This window comes from Sphingomonas sp. SORGH_AS_0870 (assembly GCF_031453175.1).
Taxonomy (GTDB): Bacteria; Pseudomonadota; Alphaproteobacteria; order Sphingomonadales; family Sphingomonadaceae; genus Sphingomonas.
The window spans coordinates 2,033,615-2,059,938 of record NZ_JAVIYW010000002.1 but is presented as its reverse complement, the minus strand read 5'-3'; the positions used below and the strand labels follow the sequence as shown (position 1 = coordinate 2,059,938).

Genomic DNA, 26,324 nt, shown 5'->3' with positions numbered 1-26,324 from the left:
AGTACAGGTGGTGCTTCCCGCGATGGGAGAGTGCTTCGTGCGAGCAGCGAGCGATGTAGGCGGTACGTTCACCGACCTGGTCTATTATGCGATCGACAAGGACACCGGTCGCCCTGGCGTTATACAGATCGCGAAGGCGGATACGACCCCGCCCGCATTCGAACAGGGCGTGATCAACGCCATGGACAAGGCGGGACTTGATACTGCCGCGCTCGACTTCTTCGTGCACGGCTCGACGGTCGTGATCAACGCGCTGACGGAGCGGAAGGGCGTCAGGACCGCGCTCATCACCACAAAGGGATTCCGCGACGTGATCGAGATCGCACGCGGCAACCGTCCGGATCTGTTCAACTTCAACTTTCAGAAGCCCCGCCCGTTCGTCGATCGCTATCTACGTGCGGAGTTGGTGGAGCGCAGCAATTTCAAGGGCGAGATGGCGACGCCGGTCGATCTTGCCCCCCTGCCCTCCATTCTCGACTTCTTTCGCGCCAAAGGCGTGGAAGCGATCGCGGTGGCGTTTCTCCATGCCTATGCGAATCCCGAGAACGAACGGCGCACGGTCGAGGCGATCCGTGCCGCCTGGCCCGAGGTTGCAGTCCTGGCGAGCCATGAGGTCAGCCGGGAATGGCGCGAATATGAGCGCACCAATACGACGGTTCTGTCCGCCTACGTCTCGCCGATCGCACGTCGCTATATCGAGCGGCTGGAGAGCCGGCTCGCCGATGGCGGTTTTGCGGGGAAGCCGTATATGATGCAGTCGAACGGCGGCATCGCCACTGTGGACGCCGCAAAGGCGAATCCGATCACCATGGTCGAATCCGGCCCCGCCAGCGGCATCTATGCCGCCGCCTATCTCGGGCGCCAGATCGGCGAACCCAATCTCATCGTGCTCGACATCGGCGGGACCACTGCCAAATGCACGCTGATCGAACATGGTCAGATCAAGGTCTCGACCGATTATTATATTGAGCGCGACGGTAAGTCGCCGGGCTATCCCGTGCAGACGCCGGTGTCGGAGATCGTCGAGATCGGCAACGGTGGTGGCTCGATCGCATGGGTCGATGCCGGCGGCAAACTGCATGTCGGACCACAATCTGCCGGCGCCCGGCCTGGGCCGGCGGCTTATGGACGGGGCGGGACGCAACCGACCACGACCGATGCCAACCTTCTGCTCGGTCGGATCGATCCCGCGAGCTTCGTCGGCGGCGAGGTCGAGCCCGACTGGGGTGCCGTGGACGCTGCGTTCACGCCACTATGTGAGAAACTAGCGATCGAAAAGGCGGAACTGGCGCGCGGGGTGATCCGGATTGCCAACGCAAATATGACGACCGCGCTTCGGCTGGTGTCGACCAACAAGGGCTACGATCCCCGCGATTTCGCGTTGATGGCATTCGGGGGCGGCGGGGCGATGCACGCCGTCGCGCTGGCCGAGGAGCTGAAGGTTCCGCGGGTCATCATCCCGGTCAACTCGTCGGTCTTCTCTGCCTGGGGCATGCTGCTGACCGATTTGCGGCGCGACTATATCCGGACGAAGCTGACCCAGCTTCTGCCCGACAGCCTGGAATCGGTGCGGGCGGTTTTTGCCGAGATCGAGGCTGACGCGGTACGTGATTTCGCCGCGGAGGCACAAGGTCGCGCCCCGTTGTTCGAATATCGCGCCGACCTGCGATACGTCGGCCAAGAGCACACTGTCGGCATCACTTTCCCAATTGAAGGCGCCGATCCGGTGAGCGAAGCAATCGTAGCCTTCCATCAGGCACACGAGAAACGCTTCACGTACCGGCTCGATGCCGCCGTCCAACTCGTCAATTTCCATGTCATCGCCACGCTGCCGGTCGACAAGCCCGATCTGGCGGAACGCGACGTGACCGGGCTGTGTCTCGCCGATGCGATCAAGGGCAGGCGCACGGTCGATTTCGACACGCGCGGGATCCATGAGGCCACAATCTATGATGGCCTCAAGCTGGAACCCGGAATGAGCCTCGAAGGCCCCGCGGTCATTCAGGAGCCTGCGGTCACCCTGCCCCTGCCGCCCGGCACCCGCGCCGGAATCGACCGCTTCGGCAATTATCATGTCCATCTCGGCCAGCCCGAAGGAATTCGCCCATGAGCACCGATCCATTCACGCAGGAGATCATCAAAGACGCCCTCGTCGCGCTCGGCGAGGAGATGTTCAATGCGATGATCCGTACCTCGATGAGCCCGATCATCTATGAAACGACGGATTTCGCCGTCGGCGCCACAGATGCGCGTGGAAATCTCCTGGCGCAGGGCAACGGCGTCACCGGCTTCCTGGCGACACTCGACACCGCAGTGCAGAGCACTCTCGAACACTGGCCGCTCGAGCGGATCAAGCCGGGTGACGTATTCATGACCAACTGCCCCTATGAGGGCGGCGGAACGCACCTGTCCGATGTGGTGATCGTGTATCCAGTGTTCGTCGGCGCCCGGCTAATCGCCTGGACCGTCAACAAGGCGCATTGGACCGAGGTCGGGGGAACCTATCCGGGCAGCGCGACCACCGCGTCGACCGACATCTTCCAGGAAGGTCTGCACTTGCGCTTCCTGAAGCTCTACAACGAAGGGCAAATCAACGAGGCGCTTGTCGAGTTGATCCGCACCAATGTTCGCCTGCCCGACAGCACGATCGGCGACATGCACGCCGGCGTCGCGGCCTGCCGGGTCGGAGGTCGCCGTATCGTCGAGCTTGCCGGCAAGTACGGCCTCGACGAGCTGCTGTCCGCGATGGACTCGCTTCTCGACTACGGCGAGCGCATGACGCTGGAAGAGCTGAAGAAACTCCCCAAGGGCGTGTTCAGCGCGGAGGACGTGGTCGAAGAGGATGGGCACGGGAATGGCCCCTTCACGATCAAGGTCAAGGTGACGATCACCGACGAGAAGATGATCGCGGACTTCACCGGGACCAGTCCGCAGGCAATCGGCCCGATCAACCTTTCCTATGCCGGCCTGATCACCGGCGTGCGCTGCACGTTCAAGGCGGTGACCAATACGGATATCCCCGCCAATGGCGGTTGCTTCCGGGCACTGGAGGTGATCTGCCCGGAGGGTACGATCCTGTCGGCGAAGAGCCCGGCCCCGGTGTCGATCTATTACGAATCCCTGCTCGGCGCGATCGAAGTGATGTGGAAGGCGCTCGCTCCGCTGATGCCGCACAAGCTGCCCGTCGGGCATCAGCGTACGGTCGGCGCCACCTTCATCTCCGGCCTGCTGCCGGACAGCAACGAGTTGTTCGTGATGGGCGAGCCGCTGGTCGGGGGCTGGGGCGCGGGTATCGACCACGACGGCGATGCGGGTCAGTTCTGCGCCGCCAACGGCGAAACCTTCAACATTCCGATCGAGCTGGCGGAGAGCCGCTACGGTTTCGAAATCGACCAATATGCACTGCACGACGAGGACGGGGGCGCCGGGGAGTTTCGCGGCGGCAAGGGGGTAATGCTCGATTACCGGATCACTGCAAAGGAGGCTTTCCTTACCTATTCCGCCACTCGGACCAGTTCGCGTCCCTGGGGATTGGCTGGCGGCCACGAAGGTTCGAACAACCGGGCAGAAATTCTGCGCAACGACGGCAGTGTCGAAATCCATTCGATGGTCACGGGTGCACGGGCGGCAAGGGGCGAGACGTTCCGGCTCGTGAGCGCCACCGGCGGTGGTTATGGCGATCCGGCAAAGCGGAATCCCGCCCGCCTGCTGGCCGATATCCGCGACGGCTATGTCAGCCCGGAACAGGCGCGGCGCGACTATGGTTTCGATCCGGCGGCTAAGGCGTCAGCATGATCGGCGGATCGGATTCCGATACCGAGCTGGCCGAAATCCGGCCATGGCCCGCTGCATCGCCGTCGATCACGATCGAGGAGCGGCTCGGCCGGATCGAGGCGGCGCGCCGCCTCGTGGCCGCGCACGGTGCTGACGCGCTGTTGGTCGGCGCCGGGCTGAGCCTGTCCTATTTCACCGGCATCGGCTGGGGGATGATCGAACGGCTGGTGGCGATGGTACTGATGCCGCGCGGGCGACCAGTCATCATCTGTCCGGCGTTCGAACAAGGATCGCTCGAAGCGATCCTCGCCTTGGACGTCGATCTGCGACTGTGGGACGAGCACGAGAGTCCTTCCGATCTGGTCGCACAGGTGCTGCGCGAAGGGCATGCCTCGCGGCTGGCGGTCGATCCAACATTGCCGTTCGGCATGGCGGAGCGGTTGCGATCGGCGGCTCCCTCGGCGTCGATCGTGGATGCCTCGCCCATCATCGACGGATGCCTGGCAATCAAGTCGAGCGCCGAACTGGCGTTGATGCGTCAGGCCAAGCAGATGACGCTGGAGGTACAGCGCCGCGCCGCACGCATTCTGGTTCCTGGCATTCGCGCGAGCGAGGTCGTCCGCTTTATCGACCAAGCGCACAAGGCGATCGGCAGCGCTGGCAGCACGTTCTGCATCGTCCAGTTCGGTGCATCGACGGCCTTTCCGCATGGCCTGCCGCAGGATGATGTCCTTGCCGAAGGGGACATGGTGCTGATCGACACCGGCTGCGCAGTCGAAGGCTATAATTCCGATATCACGCGCTCCTACGTGTTCGGCGCGCCCGACGACGAACAACGGGTGTTCTGGGAGATCGAGCGGCAGGCGCAGCTCGCTGCATTCGACGTGGTACGTCCGGGCATATCGTGTGAAGCGATCGATGCGGCCGCGCGCGCGGTGCTTGAACGCCACGGTCTTGGCCCGGATTACCGGCTCCCCGGTCTCCCACACCGGACGGGCCACGGCATCGGAATGGCGATCCACGAGAGCCCCTACCTGGTGCGCGGCGATGCCACGCCACTGGCGCCGGGCATGTGCTTTTCGAACGAGCCGATGATTGTGGTTCCCGGCCACTTCGGGATTCGGCTGGAGGATCATTTCCACGTGACCGAAGACGGCGCCGCATGGTTCACTGAACCGTCGCCGGCGATCGACCGGCCCTTTGCCTGAGCGGATGCGGGCGAGGAAGGCGAGGAGTTTCAGCATAAGCGGGGGACGAGAAATGACCGACGTAACGGACGAGACCGCACATCACGGCTATGCCGACGCATGCGTCCCGGAGGCTGCACAGGGAAGCGGCTGGCGTATTTTCTTCATTGTCGCCGGCACGATGTGCGGATTGCCGGTTTTCATCCTCTCGGCGCACATTTTCGGCAGCCTTGGCTTCCGTCAGGGAATGTTGGCCGTTCTTCTCGGCACCACGATCTCCGCAATGCTGGGAGCATGCAGCGCGTGGTGTGGATCGCAGACCCGCATGGGGCTGGCGATGCTGGCGGACAGGGCGTTCGGCGCGTGGGGTGCCAGGATCGTCAAACTCGTGATCGGCATTTCGCTCCTGGGCTGGTTTGGCGTCAATATCGGCGTCCTCGGCGCAACCGCGGCGACTGCGCTGGGCCAAATGTCGGACTGGCAAATCGCCCCGCTCCTGATTGGTCTGCCGGTCTGTCTTGCCATTGCCGCCACAACCGTGCGCGGCGCGAGCAGCCTCGAACGCATCGGCGCCCTGCTTGTCCCGGCGACTGCCGCGATCCTGGTCCTCTCGGTCTGTCTTGTCCGGGGTAAGCTTGGAAGTGTCTGGATAACGTCGGGATCGGGCGGGCTCGGGTTCGGGGGCGCCGTATCCGCGGTGGTTGGCAGCTACATTGTCGGGATCCTGATCCAGCCGGATTACGGGCGCTTCGTCCGGCGTCCTGTCCATGCCGCGCTAGGAACGGCTACGGCGCTGGGCGTGGCCTATCCGCTCGTGATGCTTGGGTCGTCGCTCGCTAGCCTGTCGCTCGGTGCCCCTGAATTGGTCAGCGCTATGATCCGGCTGGGTTTTGGCATCCCTGCACTGGCAATCCTGATGATGGGCGCATGGATTGACAGCTCAGCTTGTCTCTATTCGTCGAGCCTGACGTTCGCAAACCAGTGGCCTCGGATTTCCTTTCCTTTGATCGTCGGCGTGATCGCTCTCATTGGCGCTATTCTTGTCATACTCGGTGCCGACACCGCCTTCATCCCGTTCCTTACCGGTCTCGGGGTAGCATTGCCCCCGCTAGCCTCGATCCTGATCCTATCCGGAACTTTGCCGTCTCGCTCCGTTAAGGGCATGCGTTGGCTGGCGCCGTCCGCCTGGATCTGCGGCACTGGCATGGGGATCGTCGCAATGGGGCCGTGGATAACCCTCTCTGGACTCCCCGCGCTGGACTCGATCATCGCCGGAGGGATTGTGTACCTTACCGGGTGGACGTTCCAAGCACGAGATTCACCTCCCCTCGGTTTGGCTGACGGATGATGTGAAGCGACCGACGCGCTAGATTTCGATAGCGTCGTGGTGCCGCGACCCCGCGAAATGGAAGCTGCCATAAGCATTGCGTGCCGAACATGATCACGGTGTTCAATCCAAGCAACCTCATTCGTCCGGCGTTTCAACGGTTCCACGGAATTTGTGTTGAGGTGCAGCCAGCAGACGAACGAAATCTTGATTGCCGAAGACAGTGTGCCGCCTTCGATGAGCCTAAAAGATCAATCCCATGACCGGATGGCTTTTGTCATGACGATAGGCCCGGAGCCGCAGCATTTACCTCGAGCAAGACGTGCTATCCGCCGCTCCGTCATCGACTCAGGCCAGGATGGCACCTCCGCCGATTTCGAGCGTCTATACCTTCACGCAAGCAACGCTTTATGAGGCGCTGCGGCCCATATTTTGCCCCCCCCTGAACCGATCCGTGCAGTGACGATCAGAAGGCGCATGGTCGCTCGTGCCTCAAGCGAAATGCGGAATCGCTTCGTCGAGCTTGTACCATCGCCAAACGGAGGCCCAGAATGCCGCTATTGTAGCGCCGTAACGGTGATAGCGATCCGGTGGGGAGTCGTATGGAGCCGGGGCCGGACCGTCCTCGTTCCAGCCGATCGCTCGGCGGACCCAAGAACTGGCGATGAACGCAAGGACGTAGCAGCGCCCCGCGACGGCCGAAGGGTCAGCGAAACCGTCGGGATCTGCGACACTACCGTGAGCGCTGAGGATCTCACACCAGGCGGAATTGATCACGACGAGTCGGGGGCGCCACGTGAACTGCGGTGCCCAGGACTGCGCGTTGTCGTGAACCGCCGCTCCTCGCGAACATTGAATTTCCAAACCGCCTACGTAAGTGATCCGATACGGATGCGACGTATCGATCTTGTCGCCATCCCACAGGGCTACGGTAACGCCCGATAGCACGCCAATATGAATCTCCCGAGCGGTCGAGCCGAACCGCGATCTCGCGCGCACCGTCGGCGAGGTGCTCGGCGAGACCGTTCGGGGGAACGGGAGCTCGACCCAACCGACCGCTCAACGCGCGCTCACGGCGCTCCTAGCGCCAGCGTTCCTGCCCCGCCCTGTCCGGTGTCGATCGAGGTAGACACCGAACATCAATCACCGGCAGCCTTGGTCCATGCCTTTTGTGAAGCGCGACGGTCAGAAGCGCGACGGTCAGAAGCGCGACGGTCAAACGATCCGGCCGCGCTACGCCACTGGCTGACAGACGATGTGCGTTGGAACGAGCCGGTCGTCGGCGATCATATGGGGCACCTTGATGGAGCCGATGCGGTAGTGGACATGCTCAAGCGTGCCCTTGCCACTACGGGCGGCACATTCTCGCTGCGGGTCGCCAGCACTGTCGAGACCGAAAGCCATTGCGCCGCTGTCATCGAGTGGAGCGCAGATAAGAACGGCCGAACGATTCGGGGGCAGGAAATGGCCGTCTTCGGCTTCAAAGGCGGCCGGATCACGGAAGCCTCGTTCTTCGCGTCGGATATTAGCAACGATCAGGCGTTCTGGGAGGGCTGAACCAGCTTTCTCTTTCTCGATCCCAATGGGAATGCGCCAACTGTCTCGCTCGCCCTCCTTTGTGAAAAACTCTCATGGCCTCACTGCACGCCTCATCGCACGGCAGAGACGTCGTCGACCAATGCGAGTACCTCTGACAATCTTTCGATCACCGCGCCGGGTGGGGGTGGCAGGTCAGCGGGCCAATCTCTTCCGCATTGAAACCATGCGGTACTCATTCCGGCATTATGGGCACCAAGCACATCTGCAACTGGGTTGTCGCCGATGAAAAGGCATTCCGAAGCTGGGGCGCACAGCCGTGCCGCGGCCCGCTCAAACAACGCCGGATCGGGCTTCCTTAACCCTTCAGTTTGAGAAATGAGGACGGCATCTACCATGCGGTCGAGACCTAACGCTTCGATATGCCGTGACTGAAACGCGGTTTCTCCGTTTGTGATAATTCCAAGGTACATCCCTCGTGAGCGCAGTTCTTGCAGTGTTTCGGCCATACCAGCGAACGGCCGCGCGAAAGACGAGCATCGCTCCCGGTAGTCATCCAGCAAATCATCTGCTGCGGCGGGGTCACCACTGAACTCCGCCAAAATCGTAGGATAAACGACGGATTTGTGCGTATGTCCGCGAGCATCCATCGCGATGAACCGATCTCGCCATGCCTCAAAAGCCGCATAGCCCAACCTTGAACGAAAACGATTATGCTGATCTGCTAGAAAAGCGATGAGCGATGTCGTCCGGTCCAGCAGCGTTTCATCAAGGTCAAAGAGAACGGCAGCCGTCATCGCTCATTGATGCCATCGGTCGGCGTCGGATTTCCATCCCCAGTCCGGCCTTTCCCGGAATACCATCCCGATGGGAATGCCCCGACCGTCTCGCCTGCCGTTCCCTTGCGAGCGATCAGCGGATCATGTCCAGCGTGCAAGCAGGGCTATCATTATTAGAAGAAAGCCTAACTCGGTATTCCTACTAAATTGATGGAGTTTCGATCCGTCGTTTGGAGGAGACTGCCGCATGAGCCGCACGATCGAGCCGGTCCGTTTCGCCTATTGGGTGCCAAATGTCAGTGGCGGCTTGGTGGTGAGCAAGATCCAGCAGCGCACCAGCTGGGACCTTGAATACAACATCGCGCTAGCCCGGATCGCCGAAGACGCAGGGTTCGAATATGCCCTGTCCCAGATACGCTTCACCGCTGGCTATGGCGCGGAATTCCAGCATGAGCCGGTCTCCTTCTCGCAGGCGCTGCTTGGCGCCACGACACGGCTGAAGGTCATCGCCGCGCTTTTGCCGGGACCGTGGAATCCGGCGGTTGCCGCCAAGCAGATCGCGACGATCGACCACATCAGCGGCGGCCGTATCGCGGTCAACATCGTCAGCGGCTGGTTCAAGGGCGAGTTCACCGCGATCGGCGAACATTGGCTCGAGCATGACGAACGCTATCGCCGCTCGGAGGAATTCATACGCGCGCTGAAGGGCATCTGGACAACCGATGCCTTCAGCTTCCGCGGCGATTTCTATCGCTTCTCCGACTATACGCTCAGCCCCAAGCCGGTGCAGCGCCCCCACCCCGAGATATTTCAGGGTGGCAGCTCGCGCGCAGCACGCGACATGGCGGCGCGCGTATCCGACTGGTATTTCACCAACGGCAACACGGTGGACGGCGTACGCGCACAGGTGGAGGACCTTCGCACCAAGGCGTCGGCGGAGGGCCGGGACGTCAAGGTCGCGGTCAACGCCTTCGTCATCGCCCGCGACACCGAAGAAGAAGCGCGCGCCGTTCTCGACGAGATCATCGACAAGGCCGATTTCGAAGCCGTGCAGGCGTTCGGCGCGGCGGTGAAGCAGGCGGGTGCGGCCTCGCCGGAGGGCGAAGGCAATTGGGCGAAATCTACCTTTGCCGACCTCGTCCAGTATAATGACGGGTTCAAGACCAACCTCATCGGCACCCCCGACCAAATCGCCGAGCGCATTGTCGCGTTGAAGGCTGCGGGCGTCGATCTGGTGCTGTGCGCCTTCCTCCACTTCCATGAGGAGGTCGCCTGGTTCGGCGAGCATGTGCTGCCGCGGGTGCGCGCCCTCGAGGCGGCGCGCGTCCCAGAAGTCGCTTGAGCCGCCCCAATCCAGCAACGGAGAAGATCATGGCGACGATCCTTGAACGTCCCGCCGCGAGCGAAGGCGTGCCCGCAATCCCCCGCCCGGCCCGGCCGGCCCACATCATCCGGAGCGATGCCGAGGCGATCGAGGTTGCCGAGGCGCTTGCCGCCGACTTCCGCGCCGCCGCTGCGCAGCGCGACCGCGAGCGCATTTGGCCGCTCGCCGAGCTCGACGCCTTCTCGCAGAGCGGGCTGTGGTCATTGAACGTGCCGCGCGCGTTCGGCGGGCCGGAGCTGTCGTACCGGACGATCGTGAAGGTGATCGAAATCGTCTCGGCCGCCGATCCCTCGCTCGGGCAGATCCCGCAGAACCATATCGGCGTGGTGGCGGCGATTCGCACCACCTCGCCGCCCGAGCAGCAGGCGCTGCTGTTCGACCGCGTGCTCGCCGGATACCGCTTCGGCAACGCCTTTTCGGAGTTCGGGACCAAGCGCGCCGCGGACTTCGCGACGCGCTTCGAGGAGGACGGCAACGATGTGATCGTTACCGGCCGCAAATTCTACGCGACGGGCGCGCTGCTCGCGCATCTCGTCCCGATCGTCGCGGTCGATGGCGAAGGACGTGCCTGGTACGCGATAGCCGAGCGTGATGCGCCGGGGCTGACGGTGATCGACGACTGGTCCGCCTTCGGCCAGCGCACGACGCTGAGCGGCACCGTCATCCTCGACGGCGTGCGCGTGCCCCGGACGCATCTGGTGCCCGGATGGAAGGGGTATGAGACGCCCACGGCGGACGGCCCGATTTTCCAGATCATCCAGGTCGCGGTCGACACCGGCATCGCCGCAGAGGCGATCGCCGACACGATCGACTTCGTCCGCACCAAGGCGCGGCCATGGGTGGACAGCGGTGTCGACCATGCCTGGCAGGATCCCTATGTCATCCAGGCGATCGGGGATCTGGGACTGCGGCTGAGCGCCACACGCGCGCTCCTCGACCGTGCGGCGATCGCGGTGGACGCGGCGGTCGCATCGCCCGATGCCGAAACCGTGGCTGCCGCGCAGATTGCCACCGCCGAGGCCAAGGTGCTGAGCACCGAGTTGGCGATCGCGGCGACGAACAAGCTGTTCGAGCTGTCCGGTGCGCGATCGACGCTGGCCGAGCATGGCCTCGACCGGCACTGGCGCAACGCGCGCACCCATACGCTCCACGACCCGGTGCGCTGGAAATACGCCATTCTCGGAAACTTCTACCTCAATGGCGAAAAACCGCCCCTCCATGCGTGGAGCTGACCGATGAACGGTCCCATTCCCCCCGCGATCAACGTCCTATGGTTCCTGCCGACGCATGGCGACAGCCGCTATCTCGGTACGCAGGAAGGCGGGCGCGCGGTCGATCTGCCCTATCTGACGCAGATCGCGCAGGCGGCCGACTCGCTTGGTTATTATGGCGTGCTCCTGCCGACGGGGCGAAGCTGCGAGGATAGCTGGGTGATCGCCTCCGCCCTCGCACCGCAGACCGAGCGACTGCGCTACCTCGTCGCGGTACGTCCGGGATTGCAGTCGCCGACGCTGGCGGCCCGGATGACCGCAACGCTCGATCGCATTTCGAAGGGACGGCTGCTCATCAATGTCGTGACCGGCGGGGACCCGGTGGAGAATGGCGGCGACGGCATCTTCCTCGACCATGGCGAACGCTATGCCGTGACCGACGAGTTCCTGCGTATCTACCGCGCGCTGCTGTCCGGCAAAACGGTTGCGCATGACGGCGCGCATTTCCGCATCGAGGACGGACGACTGCTGTTCCCGCCCGTCCAGGCGCCCTATCCGCCGCTCTATTTCGGCGGTTCGTCGGACGCGGGCAATCAGGTGGCGGCGACGCAGGTCGACAAATATCTGACCTGGGGCGAGCCGCCCGCCGCCATCGCCGCCAAGATCAAGACGGTGCGCGCACTGGCGGAGGCGCAGGGGCGCACGCTGTCCTTCGGTATCCGCCTCCATGTCATCGTTCGCGAGACGCGTGCGGAGGCGTGGGCGGCGGCCGACCGGCTCATCAGCCGACTTGACGACGACACGATCGCCAGCGCCCAAAAAGTGTTTGCGCGCATGGATTCGGTCGGCCAGGCGCGGATGAGCGAGTTGCACGGCGGACGTCGCGACCGGCTGGAGATCAGCCCCGACCTGTGGGCGGGCGTCGGGCTCGTTCGTGGCGGGGCGGGCACCGCGCTGGTGGGAGACCCCGAGACGGTCGCCGCGCGGATCGAAGAGTATCGCGCGCTCGGCATCGACAGCTTCATCCTCTCTGGCTACCCGCATCTGGAAGAGGCTTATCGTTTCGCGGAACTCGTAATGCCACGGCTTCCGCTCGCGCACCCGCTGCCCGGTCGCAGCAGTAGCAGCAACATGGGACCGTTCGGCGAGACGATTGCAGGCGATCACCGGCCAGCATTGCGCGTCTCGCAGTCTTGAGCGGAGGCGTTCCCTCGGTCGCGATCGTCGGCGGCGGCTTTTCGGGGGCCGCCGTGGCGTTTCATCTGGCGCGGGGCGGCTGGCCGGGACGGATTACCGTCTTCGAGCCGCGCCCCGTCATGGGTGCCGGCCTTGCCTATTCCACGAACGATCCGGCGCATCGCATAAACGTGCCCGCGACGCGGATGAGTCTGCTACCAGACGAGCAACCCGATCATTTCAAAGGCTGGCTTCACGGCCGGCCGGAACTGGCCGACGATCCCGCCGCAACGCTGGCGGACGGGCGCATCTTTCCCACCCGCGCATTATTCGGTCGCTATGTCGCCGAACAGCTCGCGCCCTTCGTTCGAGCCGGCGCGATCGTCCACCACCGAGATACCGTGGTCGATGCCCGGCCGGACGGCGACCGCTGGCGCCTGGCCACCTTATCCGGTGAACAGGACCTTGCCGACACCCTCGTGCTGGCGACGAGCCATCCACCGCCGGCCCTGCCACACGCGCTGGCTGGCCTGACAGGTCATCCCGGCATGATCGCCGACCCTTGGCAACCCGACGCCCTCGGCGCCATCGCGCCGGATGCGTCGGTGCTGATCGTCGGCACCGGCCTGACCATGGCGGACGTCGTCGCCACGCTCGACCGGCGCGGCCATCGCGGCGCAATCCTTGCCATCTCCCGCCGTGGCCAGCGGTCGCGCGGCCATGCAGCCCCGGGCATCGAGCCGGAGGGAGAGTTTGCGAAGCCACCCGCCGGATCGGCCGTCGCGCTGCTGCGGCGCGTCCGCTCCGCGGTCGCGGAGGCCGCCCGCCACGGTCGAAGCTGGCATGGCGTGCTCGACCGGGTACGCACGCAAGGGCCGGTGATCTGGGAGGCGCTGAGCCCGGATCAGAAGGCCAGCCTCGTCAGGCACTTGCGCCCCTACTGGGATACGCATCGCTTCCGCATCGCGCCACAGACCGAAGAGATCATCGCGCAGGCCCAGGCGGATGGAAGACTGCGCATCGCGGCCGCGCGGATGACGGGCGCCGGCGAACGAGCCGGTCGATTGCATGTGGACCTGTTGACGCGCCACGGCCTCATCGAACAGCGGACGTTCGACGCGATCGTCAATACGACCGGCCCCGGTCATCGCGATGTCGTCGCGTCCAGCGCGCTGCTCGCCAGTCTTGCCCGACAGGGTATAATCCGGGCAGGCGTGCTCGGGCTCGGGTTGCTGGTCGATGCGGACAACCGCGCATCGGGCACGGCCGATAGTTGCTTGCGGCCGTTTGTCACTGGTCCGCTCGCGCGCGAGAGGGTCGGCGAGCTCATGGGCCTTCCCGAGGTCGCCCGGCATGCGATCCACGTTGCCGACGACGTGAAGACCCTTTCAAGGGGGCGAGCGGCCGCGCCGCGCGAAGGCGCGGGCTGGATCAAGCCATCCATCGAGTAATCGCAGGGACTGTGATGGTGGTGTCTTCGTCCATTCCCGTTTCAGCATCCCAATGGGAACGCCCCAACCGTCTCGCCGGCCGTTCCCAATGGGAAAGTCGTGATCGTTTCGACCATGCTCTCCCTGCAAGACTATTGGCATTTCAGCCGCTCTACACACCGGACGGACGGCATATTAATATTCGAGGATCACACCGACGTCCGGCTGTCATTGCCAGCAGGTTAAAAGTGGACGAAACCCGAGGAATCCATGCACGATCTCGCGAATGATCCTATGCAGCGGCTGAGGCTGGAAGTGGTTGCCGTGCCGAGCGCATTGCGACGGGACCTAGACATGGCGGCTGCGCTCGTTTTCAATCTCTTTCTGGAGCGCGAAGCCGAGTTCGGTTTCCATCCGTCGGTCTTCATCGACTATCCCGATCTGGCCGATCGGTCGCCGCAGGGATTTCTGGCCGATGCCGCGCACCATGTCGCGCGTCAGGCCGACGCAATGGCGCGGGACGGCGAACCGGCCGGGCGTATCGTCGTCCTGACGACCTATGGCGATATCGTCACGGACTCCTTCACAGCGGCGGGATACGCAGTTGTGCCAATCGACATGCCTGCCGGGCCGGATCATACCTGCGCCTTCGTACTGGGACCTGATGCCCCGCCTGAGGGGACGCGAACGTTGTATGTCGAAGCGGTCAACGAGGCGGATGAGAAAATTCGGCCAACGTTCGTTCTCATGCTGAAGGATGAGGGCGGTGCGCTGGTAGCGGGTGCGTCAGGGGCGGTACATGAACGCGATGGGAGACGCTATGCGTATCTGTCCACCCTGACGACGGCGTCGCAGGCTCCCGGATCAACCGGTACGATGCTTGCCGGCGAAGTCGTGCAGTTTCTGCGACAGGCCGGGGTTCACACCATCCATCTGGGAACCCAGACCGCAGCCCGTTTCTACCAGAAGGTCGGCTTCGGTATTGATCACCGCCTGGTGCGCGGTATGCGGACCCGGATGACGGATGGGCAAGAGGTTCGCGACGATTTGGTGATGTTGTCGATGAACCTTTGAGCATCCTCGCGCCGCGATGAACGTCCTGCTGACCACCAGGGAACTGCCCAAGGCGATCCTTTTCCGATTCACCATCCCAATGGGAAGGCGCCAGCCGTCTCACTGGTCGTTCTTTTGCGGGAACGCAAAGTGGCTATACCCGACTAACGATCGAGCCGTCTCGACCCACAAATCGACAGCGACAGGAGATAACTCTGCAACGGAACATCGACAACGTAGAACATTACACTTGGGGGGATAATTGCGACGGATGGGTCCTCGCCCCTTCGCAGGACATGATGGTCATCGAAGAAAGGATGCCGGCCGGAACGAGCGAACGCAGGCATCTTCATATGGTGGCTCGGCAGTTCTTTTACGTTTTGACCGGGGCGCTGACGATGGAACTGGAAGGTGTACGCCATGTCGTTACAGCAGGCTCAGGCATCGAAATTCCCCCGCAGGCTCGTCATCAAGCGCGCAACGATAGTCCCGCCGATATCCGTTTCCTCGTCGTGTCTACCCCCTCGACCCGTGGCGACCGGATCGACCTTGATGAAGAGCAGGGTTCGACCTGCTGACCATGGTATCCGTGACCTCACGCGAATTAGAAAGTCCGCGCTTTCCCAAAGTACCATTCCAATGGGAACGCCTGCGCCGTCTCGCTGGCCGTTCGCAATCGGAAATGGCTTTTCCAGATAAGTTCACTTGACGGGTGGCCTTCGATCGACCTCATGGCCATTCTTCCAGATCGCCACGATATGCTGAACGGCCGATATTTCCTTCGTGGGGTCGCCATCGACCAGAAGCAGATCCGCCTTCAGCCCCGGCGCGATGCGGCCGCGATCCGTCGTGCCGAAGAATCGCGCGGGTGCCGACATCGCGGATACCAGCGCCTGGGTCGGTGTAAGACCCGCATTCACGAGCAGTTGCAGTTCGATGTAGAGCGATGGCCCGAAGGCGGTCGTGGGGTTCGGCGTGTCGGTGCCGGCGATCATGGTCACGCCGCCTCGGATAAGGCGCGCCACGTTGGCGCGCGCTATGGCGAAATCCTGAGGCCGTGCTCGCTTCCAGTCGAGCGTCAACATGCTGCGCTGTGTCGCGGACAGGTACGGGGCGACCAGCGGGTCGGCCGCCAGCTTTCGGGCATAGTCGGCGCCCGCCAGTCCCGCATAGGTCGCCAGCGTGTCGGTCTGTGCCACACCCCTTTTTTGCATCTTCGCGATCAGGGCGTCATCCATCGGCGCATCGCACACCGCATGTTCCAGCGCGTTGACGCCCGATGCGACCGCTATGCGGGCGTCGGCGAGTTTCTGTACATGAACGACCACCAGCTCGCCTGTCGCCTTGGCGGCCGCGATGACCTGGGCGAAACGTTCAGGAGAGAAGGCGGGCAAAGTCGGCGGCTTGCTCCCGCGGGCTCCGTCATCCTGCAGAATCTTGAGATAATCCGATCCTGCCGCAATCCGGGTCCGCATGAAGGTGGCGGCATCCGCGCCATCGGCCAGGGTTGGCAATGGCGGAGACTGATTCCCTCCCATCTCGGTAGGATGGCCGCCGGGCGGGGTTGCGCCGATCCCGGCCGTGAAGGTGTCCGCCTCGGTCACGGGCGCGTCCGACCGGCGTTGCGCGCGCCAGCGGGCGATGGTGGCACGGTCGGCGTCGGAATACATGTCGAAGACCGTCGTCACGCCGAACCGCAAGGCATCGGCCTGTGCGCCGGCAAAGACGTGGACGTGACCGTCCATCAGTCCCGGCAAGAGGGTACGGCCCCGCGCCTCGACCAGCTTGGCACCGGCCGGTCCCTTCAGCCTGCGCCCGACCGCTGCGATTCTTCCATTCTCGACCAGGACGTCGCGCCGACCGAGCATATGCGTCCCGTCGAACACGCGCGCGTCGCGGATCAGCAGCGGTCGGTCCGCCGCCGCCGCAGGAACCGCCATGACGGACAGCGTCATGCCGATACACCATTGTCTCCACCGCATTTCATTCCTCCATGCTGCGCCGGGGAGGACAATCGATCGACACGCCATGCGGCAAGGGGATAGGCCCGAACGGTGATTGTGATGGCGTGAGCCGTGCCGGACGCGGTCAGCGGGCGCGCAAGGCCAGTTGGCGCGTGAGGTCGGAGCGGAAGGTTCGACTGAGTGGAACGACGCTGCCGTCCAGCAAGGTGATATCGCCATCGCTGTTGCGCCGATCCGTGATCGACACGATCCGGTCGAGCCTCACCAGCGTCGAGCGGTGCACGCGAACGAAGTCGGGACCCAACCGAGCGATCAGCTCGGTGATGGGAGTGCGAAGCAAATGTACCTCCCCGGCGGCATGGACGCACAGATAATGGCCTGCGGCGTCGACCCGTTCGATGGAGTCGAGCGGGACGAAGCTGGTACGACCGCCATCGCGTATTTCGAGGAAGGGGTTGGGCGCCGAAGGAGCGGCTGCATTCATGGCACGACGAACGCGATCAAGGGCGCGGGCGACATCCTCGGGCGTGCCGGGCTTAAGCAGATAGTCGAGTGCTTCCACGCCAAAGGCAGGCAACGCGAAATCGGGAAACGCCGTCAGGAAGATGATCGCGGGCCGAGGCGGCAGGATCGCCTCGGCCAAGCTCAACCCCGTGCCGTCCGGCAAGGCCATGTCAAGGAAGATGAGATGCGGCCGGTGTTGCTCGATCAGCTGCCGCGCCTCCGCGACCGTCCCGGCCGCCCCGATCACGCGAACATCCGCGTGTTGTGCCAGCAGACGCACGAGCGCGTCACGCGCCAGCGGCACATCCTCGACGATCAGCGTGTCGATCATGCCGCCGATTTCGCCTCGACCGACGCTGGAAGGCTCAGTTCCGCGACGAACTGCTCGGCCGCGATCATCGTCCGTAATTCGGCCTTCCCGCCATAAAGGGCGGCGAGACGCTCCCGGACATTGGCGAGACCTGAACCGGTCCCACGCGACGGGCGGATGATGGCGGGCATCGTATTTTCAACGCGGATATGGAGCAGGCCGTCATCGACCTGGGCCAGGATGGCCAACCGACCTTGCCCGAGTGAGTTGAGCGCATGGACAAGGGCATTCTCGATCAGCGGTTGCAGGATCGCCGTCGGGATGAGTTCCCGCCAGGCGTCGGGTGACACGCGGACGTGGAAATCGAGCTTCCCGGGTATCAACAGGCGGTGGAGTTCGACATGGTCCTTCGCCATCGCGATCTCATCGCCAAGGCCATGATGCTCGTCCGCGATCAACGTCCCTCTCAGGATATCGGCCAGTCCGGCAATGGCGCGTTGGGTGCCGTCCGGATCGCGGTGCGCCAGTTCGCCGATCGCGGTCAGGGCGTTGAACAGAAAGTGGGGGCCGATCCGGGCACGAAGCGCCTCCAGCCGTGCATCGGCGCGCATCTTCTCGCGCTCCCTCGACCGCTCTACCCAGATCAGGACCTGCCCGACGCCGACAACCGCGACATAGATCGGCACCGAGAAGAACGACGTAATTGCGGTTCCCCGCACGGCTTGGTTGAAGGCGGGCGCTTCGCTTGCATGTATCGCCCATGCCACGCCCTGCTCGAGTAGCAATCCAGATGCGGTGGCCACAGGAATGACGCCGATCCCTAGCAGGGCCAGCAGGGCCAAGGAACGTCCGTTGCGGCCGGTACCGAGCGGCGCAAGCGCACTCGTGCGCAACAATGCCGGGGTCAGCAGCGCCCATGGCGTGAAGAACAGGACCATGGTGGCGAGCGTGACAGGCAAGGCCTTCCAATCGCCCCCCTTGTCCAACAACCAGACGGCAGGGGTATAGCAACAGGCGGCGATGCACCAAGCTGCACCGATGGTCCGCCACGCCCGGAAATTTCTAATCGATAGGTTCGATTTGATCATCGTCACCCGCCACCCTTACCTCCGTGATAGGTGATTTGACAGCTGGTCGGGATGGAACAGGAACGTCCCCTTGAGAGATGACGATCGGTCGCCGCTTGCAATTACGAGAGCAAGGCGAGATGGTCAGGTCATTCCCATTTCTCGATCCCAATGGGAATGCCCCGGCCGTCTCGCTGGCCGTTCCCGATCAGGAAGCCCCGCCGCCTCTCTCCTTGGTCTAGGTGCCAATCGTCTCTTTTTGGCGTGCCTGATGAGCCACAGGCGGTTGACAGGGCGGATCGGGAAGTCCTGCCCCAAAAGGAAAGCAGCATGATGCCCCGGCGGCTGCGATGGGAATATGCTACTCGGCAAGGCTCTTGGTGAGGGATCCGATCCACCGCCAAGGTGTTGCTGGAGCCAGCGCAGGCGCCGCGCCGGCAAACAATCCTGACTGACGTTTCCGGCGTGTCAGAAACTGACCCTGGCCGTAGCCAAGAGAGATCGCGGCGCACCGGGCATGTTGAGCAATGGCGAAGTGCCGTGTCCTGAGATGATGTATTTCTCATTGCCCAGATTATAGGCGTTGAGCTGAAGGCGCACCGAGCCGACATTCACCCAAGCCACCGCATCCACCGTGACATAGTGCGGCAATATCGTGGTGTTGGCCGGATCGGCCCATCGATCGCCGACATAGTTCATACCCCCGCCGATGCCGAAACGCCCGTCGAAGGTCTTGGTCAGGAAAGCGTTGACGGCGTTCTCCGGCGTAATCGTTGCCCGCTTGTTCACGAACGTGGGATTGGCCGATGCCGTGACGCGCGTGTCGAGATAGGCATAGCCCGCAATGGCTTGGAAGCCCGATGGCAAGTCGAGTTGACCCGACAGTTCCAAGCCGCGGGTACGCTGCGTACCGATCGGCACCACCCTTGTCGGTGTCAGCGGATCGCTGCCCTTGATGCCGGTGCGGCGCAAGATGAAACCCGCCGCCTGGATGTTCAACTTTCCGCCGAACAGCGTGTATTTGGCGCCCACCTCCCTGTTGGTGGTCTCCTCCGGCGCGATATCCGCGTTGTTGGCCGCGAGCGCGAATGTTTCGGCCGAGGGCTGAAAGCTCTGGCTCCATGACACATAATAGGATTGCGCTGCATTCGGCTGGAACACGAGGCCAGCACGTGGGCTCCATTTGCGATCGGTGCGGGCGAGATTCGGCTGGCCTGGCAGCAATTGGTAGGTTTTCTGGATGAACCAGTCGTGCCGGGCGCCTACCAGTGCCTTGAAGCCGTGCCCGAGGTCGGCAAGATCCTGCACATAGAGGCCACGCGTGTCGAACGTCGTGTTGCTGTTAGCGCTCAGCTTAGTGAAGCTCGCATCGTTCACGACGGGTAGCATCGGGTGGAAGAGCGAAGTAACGGTAACAATTTGCGAAGCGAATATTTGCGCGCCCTTTACCTGCCGAGCGATTTCAAAGCCGTAAAGTAGCGTGTGCTCCATCCCGGCGAAGTGCAGCTTCTGGGTCAGCTCGGATTGGTTAGACCAGCCATCCTCGTCGCGGTTGAGCCGGCCATGCTGGAGCGTCACCGTCAACGCGGCGGCGTTCACCGCAGAGGGCAATGTGCTGTGGCGATCGAGTTGATAGGTGTAATGGCGAAAGCCGTTGCGGAAGCTCAGGGTGTCCGAGAAGCGGTGCGTCAGTATGACGGTCTGCGACAGCACCTTGCTGGTCGTGGCATCGGCATTGCGGGCATTGGCGGCACCATAATAGGTCGAACGCGGCACGTCGACCGGCCGTCCATTGATGGCGGGTATACCAAGATCCATCAGACGCGTGTCGCGTAAGTAGTCCGCCTCGACATACAGCGTGGTATCCCGGCCAGCCCCGAGCAGCAGCGAGGGCGCGAGCGCGAAGCGCTTGAGGAACTGCTGGTCGCGGAAGCTGCCGTCGTCCTCATAAGCACCGGTCAGGCGAAAGCCGACGCCGCTCTTCGGATCGAAGCGACCCACATCCCACTCGCCGCGCTTGGTGGCGAAGGATCCGGCCGAGAGGGCGGCGGAGGTGATGTTCACATCGGGTTGCTTGAGCACCCGGTTGATGAGCCCACCCGATGAACCGCGGCCATAGAGCACCGCCGCGGGCCCCTTGATGACCTCGACGCGTTCCGTGTTGGAGAGATCACGAAAATACAGAGCATCGTCGCGAAAGCCGTTGACGAACTGGTCGGCGATGGCGGTGAAGCCACGGATATTCACCTGATCACGCTGGCCATCGCCTCCGGCGAAGCTGACGCCGGGGACGTTCTTGAGCGCATCCTGAAGCGATAGCGCCCGTTGGTCGAGCAGGACCTGTGCTGGAACCACCGCGATCGACTGCGGAATATCGCGCAAGGGTGCCGGGGTCTTGGCGGCGGAGGTGTCCGTGGGCGTATAGCCCTCCCGCTCGCCCGTCACGACGATATCCCCCTCCCCGGCATGGGGCGGGCTGGTTTGCGCGGCCGCCATGGACGGTATGGCGGCCCCAAGAAGCAAGGCCATGGGAATGCTTGCCACGAAACGGCAATCGGTCAACTTTGCCCCCCTGAGCATTAATAAGAACGATTCTCATTAGCACGCAAGGTCGGTTTAGTACAGCTTCAATTGCCGCCGGAACCTGCTAGACGCGCACCCACCGCTCCGAGACGGAGTGCCTCTGCAGCTGTGGACCACCTGGCGCGGCTAACACACCATTCTAGATGAACCATCCCAACGGGAATGCACCCAACCGTCTCGTTGGTCGTTCCCAATCAGGAAAGGCAGGCGCCGGTCTTTCTTCATGCGGCGCCCCCTTCCGTATCCTTGATCCACCCGGCCGCCTTGAGATGCGTAACTGCGGATCGAGCAACTGGTGCGACCAGGCCGTTGGATAGCTGGAGACGCATCGAGCGGGCATTTCCCTCGACGGCCGCGACGGCATGAGCCGCTACCCACCAGGATCGATGGGTCCGTAGGCCATCTGCCTCGACGGCCTTGATGGCACGGCCGAGGGGCATCAGGATCAGCTCGGAACCGGTCGGCCGATGTACGCGAACGTAGTGGTCCTCCATTTGCAACGCCAGCACCTCCCCGCCGAGGGGCGCCGCGATCGGAATAGCCGAGGCCGATGGCGCGGCATCAGGCGAGGCCGACCGAGCGCGGCGCTGGATCAGGCCGACACCCGTCGTCGCGATCACGCCAATCGTTGCCGTCTGCACGAACCATAGTCCCGGCGAAATATCGATCCCCGCCAGCTCTGGCCACAATCGGAACGCCAGCATCCGCGTCGCAAGGGCTTCAGGGATGCTGGCGAGCAAGCCCGCCACGATCAGGGCGATCCACCACGCCCACGAGCCGGTCACGACCGAGATGGCGACGATCCTGTATGCCATGCCATAAATCAGCAGCCCGAGCAGCATCGCACCGATCCAGTAGCCGAACAGACGTAGGGGGCCGCCATTCAGGTAGCTGCCGAACGGCCCGAGGATCGCGAGAAGGATGCCGGCGATAAAGGCCAAGCCGACCCACTGCACCACGAGCAGGATCGAACGCCGGTCTAAGCTGAACAAGGCGGGCAGATGGGTCACGGCATCTTCTACCTCGGTTGGGACGGCGGGCGAAGCCCGTTTGCCGACTGGCGTACCCATTCGCCCATTGGCGAATAGGCAGCTTTCGCCAACAGCTTGGCCTGGATCATCTAAGGGTCGCCACCTTGGAGTTCGTCATGTCCCTGCGCCTAGTCCTTGCTGTTCTATACCTCACGATCGTGTCTTCCCCGGCCGAAGCCCGCCCAGCGCAGGCCGGCTTCGAGCGACAGGTAACGGCGGACGGCACCGAAGTGGGCATCTGGTATCCCGCAACCGGCACGCCCGTTCACCAGCGGCTCGGCCTCTACGCGCAGGATGTGGTGCCCCATGCGCCCGTTCCGGGCGGCAAGCATCCGCTGATCGTCATCTCGCATGGCACCGGAGGCGATTACGCCGGTCACGTCGATACCGCCGTGGCGCTCGCGCGCGCCGGCTTCATTGTCACCGCACTCACTCACCCTGGCGACAACTGGCGCGACAACAGCCGGGCAACCCGGATCGAAGGGCGTCCCCCCGCACTGAGTGCCACCATATCGTATATGTTGCAGGGCTGGTCGGGACGCGCCGCCATCGACCCCGATCGTATCGGCGCCTTTGGCTTCTCGGCCGGTGGCTTCACGGTTCTGGCGGCTGCCGGGGGTAGACCGGACATGACTCGGTTTGCCGAACACTGCGCGAAACATCCCACTTTCTTTGTATGCACGCTCCTGAAGTCCCAGCCCCGAACGCTGTCGAGCGCCTGGCCGCTAATGACGGACCCGCGCATCAAGGCGATCGTCGTCGCTGCACCGGCAATAGGCTTCACCTTTGACCGTACCGGGCTGGAAGAGGTCCGCATCCCGGTGCAGCTCTGGCGGGCCGACGACGACCAGATTTTGCCAGCGCCCTCCTCTGCGGATGCGGTCCGCTTTGCGTTGCCGAACAAGCCCGAATTCCATGCCGTTCCCGTCGCGGGGCATTTCGACTTCCTGGCCCCCTGCTCTGATCCCGCGACCATGCCACAACTTTGCTCCAGTACGCCGGGCTTCGACCGCACGAAGTTCCATGCCCGCTTCAACGCGGAAGTGGTGCGGTTCTTTGTTGAGATGCTAGACCGGCCGCAGCTGGTTGCCATGCCTGATGGTACGCGGTTACGGCCCTACACCGCTTGTTACGCCATCGTCGGACCACCGGCTGAGGGCTATCCGGTGATCGGTTCGACGTTTCAGTCCATTCAGAAGGACAAGTTGGAAGGGCGGCCGATCTGGCGGATCGTCGTGCATCAGCGTCTCGCCAACGGTCGGTTCGATCTGCGCGATGCTTTCGCGCTCGATGCGCGCAGCCTGCGCCCGATCAGCCTGACGACGACGCGCGATGGCAAACTCCACGCCGAGCTGTCCTACGAACGGGATCGCGTCACCGGGTACAAGATCGATCAGCAAGGCGACCGTGTGGCGGTCAATCAGGTTTTCGTGCCCCCCGTTTGGGACGGCAATCTGTTTGGACCGACCTTCGCTGCGTTGCCGCTGGCTATGGGGAAGCGCTTCACACTACCCTTCTACCAGTATGATCGCGGCCTGGGCGCGTTCGCGGTCGCCGTCACGGGAACCGAAGCGGTGATGACGCCGACAGGACGGGTGGAGGCGTGGGTGCTGGACGCCGGATCAAGTACAAGTGAGCGCCTGAAATATTTGATTGCCAAACGTGGTGGAAGAGAGCTCGGCTATAGCTCATCACAGGGCGGGCAACGGCTCGGAGGAACCTGCGCGGGCTTTGAATAGCCTTCTCATTAGCAGCGCGGAACGCAATTTCGGGAATGCCAAGGCTTTCCCGAAACATGGGGTAATCGCGGGAGCGATCTGCCCCGAGTCTCCGCTTCCAACAGGACGGCAGACAGGTGGTTGTTCCCCGATAGGATGGACAGACGGGCTCACGACTGGCGCCGGGCCCAGGCATCGCACGGAGAACAACCATGGGCGAGTATATCGGTCTGGACGTGTCGTTGAAAGATACGGCCGTCTCCATACGGCATTTGGGCAAGCGGATTTGGCGCGGCAAATGTGCTTCGGATCCGCAGACGCTGGCCGAGTTGATTCGCAAGCGCGCGCCGGATGCGGAACGGGTCGTGTTCGAAACCGGCCCGCTGTCGGTGTGGTTCTATCATGAGCTGACCGCGCTGGGCTTGCCGGCGATCTGCATCGATGCGCGTCATGCAAAGGCGGCGCTCGACATGGCGGCCAACAAGACCGACGCGAACGACGCCGACGGTCTGGCGCATCTCGCCGAGATCGGCTTCTATCGGGAGGTCCGCGTGGCGACCAGTCTTTCCAACCAGATCCGCGGCCTGATGAAGACCTTCGGGCTGGTCGTGCCCAGCGGTCAGGGCGGCGTGTTCGAGAAGAACGTCCGCCGGCTGCTGGAGGGCAAGGAGGCGCTGGCCCGCATCATCCTTCCGATACTGGAGGCTTGGCGGGCCATGCGCGTCCGTGCCGCCGAACTCGGGTGCCAGCTCACCGCGGCTGCTAGGCAAAGCCAGGCATGCCAGTTGCTGATGTCGATCCCCGGCGTCGGCGCCGTCACGGCGACGACCTTCACCACCGCCATCGAAGACCCGGCGAACTTCGCGAAGTCACGATCGGTCGGCGCGTGGGTCGGCCTGACGACCAGGCGATACCAGTCCGGTGATGTCGACTATGACGGGCATATCTCCAGGCGCGGCGATGCGAACCTGCGCTCACTGCTCTACGAGGCCGCGACGACGATCCTGACCCGCGTTCACGCCGATAGCGACTTGCGAACATGGGGGCTGAAGCTTCGCGAGAGGCTCGGCTTCAAGAGGGCCGCCATTGCCGTTGCGCGCAAACTGGCCGTCATCATGCATGCCATGCTGCGATCCGGCGAGTTGTTCTATCGGACCGCTGCCGCCTGACTTTTTCACAAGCTTGGACGCGCTGCCCGCAGCGCCCCGAGGCGTCCCTGCCGGGACGTGAGCCGGATCATTCCGAGGATCGAGTTGCACCACCCAGCCACGAGAAAGGCGCGTGCGTCCAAAACATTGGAATATCCGCTTCGCAGACACCCATCATGCGGCGACATGTCTCGACCGCGAAGACGACCGTGCCCCGGCATACGACGTATCCTCCCAGAAAAAGGACTTGCCCTATGACATGCGATTAGACGACTCGATCGATTCCGAGAACGCCCGCGCCGTCTCGCTGGCCGTTCACAATGGGAACGCCGTAATATCACTTGGCAGCCAAAACATGTATGGCTGGCGGGATGGAAGAACGGTCAGCCTCGACGACCAGCGTCACCTACCGGACTTACGACGCCGGCAGCCATATCATACCGCACTTCCATACCGATCCGAGCCTGACGATCGTCCTGGGTGGCGGCTATGAAGAGACGATCGGCGGCCGGTCCGGGATGGAGACGCGGGGTAGCGCGCTCGTCTGCCCCGCCGGTATCCCTCATGCCCAGCGGTTCGGTGCACGGGGCGCGCGCAAGATCATCGTTACCCCTTCCGGCGATCTGCTCGACTATTTGATGGGCACGATGCCGTTCCAATCGGCGCCGGTCGCCCGCTCGACGGTGATCGGCAGGCTGGCGGCACGCATGGATGCGGAGCGGCGGACGAACGATCGTTTTTCCCGAGGCGCGATCGAGGGCCTGATCTGGCAGGCCTCGGCCGAGTTGGGACGCGGCCTTGCCGGCGCATCGGTGCCCGCCTCGACGATCGTTCGTCGCGCGCTGGCCCTGATCAATACCGCGGACGGGGAACCGCTGTCGGTGGCGGATATCGCGCGGTACGTCGATTGCCATCCGGCGACGCTGACCCGCGCCTTCCGGCGCGAGCATGGTTGCACGCCGGGCGCCTATCAGCGCGGTATGCGCGTAAGGAGGGCGGCCAGCATGATCCGGACCACAGTGCTGCCGATCGCGGCCATCGCGACGAGCTGCGGCTTTTGTGATCAGGCGCATCTCGCCCGGTCCTTCCGGGCCGTCCTGGGCTGCTCCCCTTCCGAATATCGTCGGCGCGCGTAACATCCT

20 protein-coding genes are annotated in these 26,324 nt (G+C 63.5%); 14 read left to right on the top strand and 6 right to left on the bottom strand.

What is annotated here, in order from left to right; translation table 11 throughout:
* Window positions 1-7 precede the first annotated feature (7 nt).
* From QE363_RS09970 to QE363_RS09950, 5 genes are all read left to right on the top strand, one after another.
* Window positions 8-2,110 carry a hydantoinase/oxoprolinase family protein gene (locus QE363_RS09970; protein ID WP_309694840.1) on the top strand — a complete coding sequence of 701 codons (2,103 nt, stop codon included), beginning with the start codon at window positions 8-10 and terminating at the stop codon, window positions 2,108-2,110.
* Window positions 2,107-3,795: a hydantoinase B/oxoprolinase family protein gene (locus tag QE363_RS09965; RefSeq protein ID WP_309694838.1), complete on the top strand. Its 1,689-nt coding sequence runs from the start codon at window positions 2,107-2,109 to the stop codon at window positions 3,793-3,795. The genes QE363_RS09970 and QE363_RS09965 overlap by 4 nt, the downstream gene beginning before the upstream one ends.
* Window positions 3,792-4,982: a Xaa-Pro peptidase family protein gene (locus tag QE363_RS09960; RefSeq protein WP_309694836.1), complete on the top strand. Its 1,191-nt coding sequence runs from the start codon at window positions 3,792-3,794 to the stop codon at window positions 4,980-4,982. The genes QE363_RS09965 and QE363_RS09960 overlap by 4 nt, the downstream gene beginning before the upstream one ends.
* Window positions 4,983-5,034: 52 nt before the next feature.
* Window positions 5,035-6,309: a cytosine permease gene (locus QE363_RS09955; protein WP_309694834.1), complete on the top strand. Its 1,275-nt coding sequence runs from the start codon at window positions 5,035-5,037 to the stop codon at window positions 6,307-6,309.
* A 933-nt stretch (window positions 6,310-7,242) separates the two neighbouring features.
* On the top strand, window positions 7,243-7,845 hold the full coding sequence (locus QE363_RS09950; protein WP_309694829.1) for a nuclear transport factor 2 family protein: 603 nt from the start codon (window positions 7,243-7,245) through the stop codon (window positions 7,843-7,845).
* A 92-nt stretch (window positions 7,846-7,937) separates the two neighbouring features.
* Here the strand turns inward: QE363_RS09950 and QE363_RS09945 are convergent, their stop codons facing one another.
* Window positions 7,938-8,621 carry an HAD family hydrolase gene (locus tag QE363_RS09945; protein WP_309694826.1) on the bottom strand — a complete coding sequence of 228 codons (684 nt, stop codon included), beginning with the start codon at window positions 8,619-8,621 and terminating at the stop codon, window positions 7,938-7,940.
* 229 nt (window positions 8,622-8,850) lie between these two features.
* On the opposite strand from QE363_RS09945, the gene sfnG reads away from it, so the two are divergent.
* The 6 genes from sfnG (at window position 8,851) to QE363_RS09915 (ending at window position 15,435) form a co-directional block, all read left to right on the top strand.
* Complete coding sequence (gene sfnG, locus QE363_RS09940; protein ID WP_309694824.1) at window positions 8,851-9,945, top strand: dimethylsulfone monooxygenase SfnG; 1,095 nt, start codon at window positions 8,851-8,853, stop codon at window positions 9,943-9,945.
* A gap of 29 nt (window positions 9,946-9,974) precedes the next feature.
* Window positions 9,975-11,219 carry an SfnB family sulfur acquisition oxidoreductase gene (locus tag QE363_RS09935; RefSeq protein WP_309694821.1) on the top strand — a complete coding sequence of 415 codons (1,245 nt, stop codon included), beginning with the start codon at window positions 9,975-9,977 and terminating at the stop codon, window positions 11,217-11,219.
* Window positions 11,220-11,222: 3 nt separating this feature from the next.
* Window positions 11,223-12,395, top strand: coding sequence for an FMNH2-dependent alkanesulfonate monooxygenase (ssuD, locus tag QE363_RS09930; protein ID WP_309694820.1), 1,173 nt, complete (start codon window positions 11,223-11,225; stop codon window positions 12,393-12,395).
* Window positions 12,392-13,825, top strand: a complete 1,434-nt coding sequence (locus QE363_RS09925) for an FAD-dependent oxidoreductase (RefSeq protein ID WP_309694819.1) — start codon at window positions 12,392-12,394, stop codon at window positions 13,823-13,825. Before ssuD ends, QE363_RS09925 begins: the two co-directional genes overlap by 4 nt.
* Before the next feature lie 249 nt (window positions 13,826-14,074).
* Window positions 14,075-14,878: a GNAT family N-acetyltransferase gene (locus tag QE363_RS09920; protein WP_309694816.1), complete on the top strand. Its 804-nt coding sequence runs from the start codon at window positions 14,075-14,077 to the stop codon at window positions 14,876-14,878.
* A 275-nt stretch (window positions 14,879-15,153) separates the two neighbouring features.
* Window positions 15,154-15,435: a cupin domain-containing protein gene (locus QE363_RS09915; RefSeq protein ID WP_309694814.1), complete on the top strand. Its 282-nt coding sequence runs from the start codon at window positions 15,154-15,156 to the stop codon at window positions 15,433-15,435.
* A gap of 123 nt (window positions 15,436-15,558) precedes the next feature.
* On the opposite strand, the gene QE363_RS09910 is transcribed toward QE363_RS09915, so the two are convergent.
* The 5 genes from QE363_RS09910 to QE363_RS09890 form a co-directional block, all read right to left on the bottom strand.
* Window positions 15,559-16,812 carry an amidohydrolase family protein gene (locus QE363_RS09910; RefSeq protein WP_309694811.1) on the bottom strand — a complete coding sequence of 418 codons (1,254 nt, stop codon included), beginning with the start codon at window positions 16,810-16,812 and terminating at the stop codon, window positions 15,559-15,561.
* Between the two features lie 133 nt (window positions 16,813-16,945).
* Window positions 16,946-17,656, bottom strand: a complete 711-nt coding sequence (locus tag QE363_RS09905) for a LytTR family DNA-binding domain-containing protein (RefSeq protein ID WP_307103777.1) — start codon at window positions 17,654-17,656, stop codon at window positions 16,946-16,948.
* Window positions 17,653-18,723: a histidine kinase gene (locus tag QE363_RS09900; RefSeq protein ID WP_309698168.1), complete on the bottom strand. Its 1,071-nt coding sequence runs from the start codon at window positions 18,721-18,723 to the stop codon at window positions 17,653-17,655. Before QE363_RS09900 ends, QE363_RS09905 begins: the two co-directional genes overlap by 4 nt.
* A gap of 447 nt (window positions 18,724-19,170) precedes the next feature.
* On the bottom strand, window positions 19,171-21,264 hold the full coding sequence (locus QE363_RS09895) for a TonB-dependent siderophore receptor (protein ID WP_309694808.1): 2,094 nt from the start codon (window positions 21,262-21,264) through the stop codon (window positions 19,171-19,173).
* Window positions 21,265-21,506: 242 nt separating this feature from the next.
* A complete protein-coding gene (locus QE363_RS09890) occupies window positions 21,507-22,295 on the bottom strand; it encodes a LytTR family transcriptional regulator DNA-binding domain-containing protein (RefSeq protein ID WP_309694806.1) in 789 nt (262 codons plus the stop codon).
* Between the two features lie 125 nt (window positions 22,296-22,420).
* Here QE363_RS09890 and QE363_RS09885 point away from each other — a divergent pair, with 125 nt between their 5' ends.
* The 3 genes from QE363_RS09885 to QE363_RS09875 all read left to right on the top strand — a co-directional run bounded on the left by QE363_RS09885 (window position 22,421) and on the right by QE363_RS09875 (window position 26,318).
* Window positions 22,421-24,055: a hypothetical protein gene (locus QE363_RS09885; RefSeq protein ID WP_309694804.1), complete on the top strand. Its 1,635-nt coding sequence runs from the start codon at window positions 22,421-22,423 to the stop codon at window positions 24,053-24,055.
* A gap of 191 nt (window positions 24,056-24,246) precedes the next feature.
* On the top strand, window positions 24,247-25,203 hold the full coding sequence (locus QE363_RS09880; protein WP_309694802.1) for an IS110 family transposase: 957 nt from the start codon (window positions 24,247-24,249) through the stop codon (window positions 25,201-25,203).
* A gap of 350 nt (window positions 25,204-25,553) precedes the next feature.
* The gene (locus QE363_RS09875) at window positions 25,554-26,318 is read left to right on the top strand and encodes an AraC family transcriptional regulator (protein ID WP_309694799.1); all 765 of its coding nucleotides are present in this window, start codon (window positions 25,554-25,556) and stop codon (window positions 26,316-26,318) included.
* Window positions 26,319-26,324: the final 6 nt, after the last annotated feature.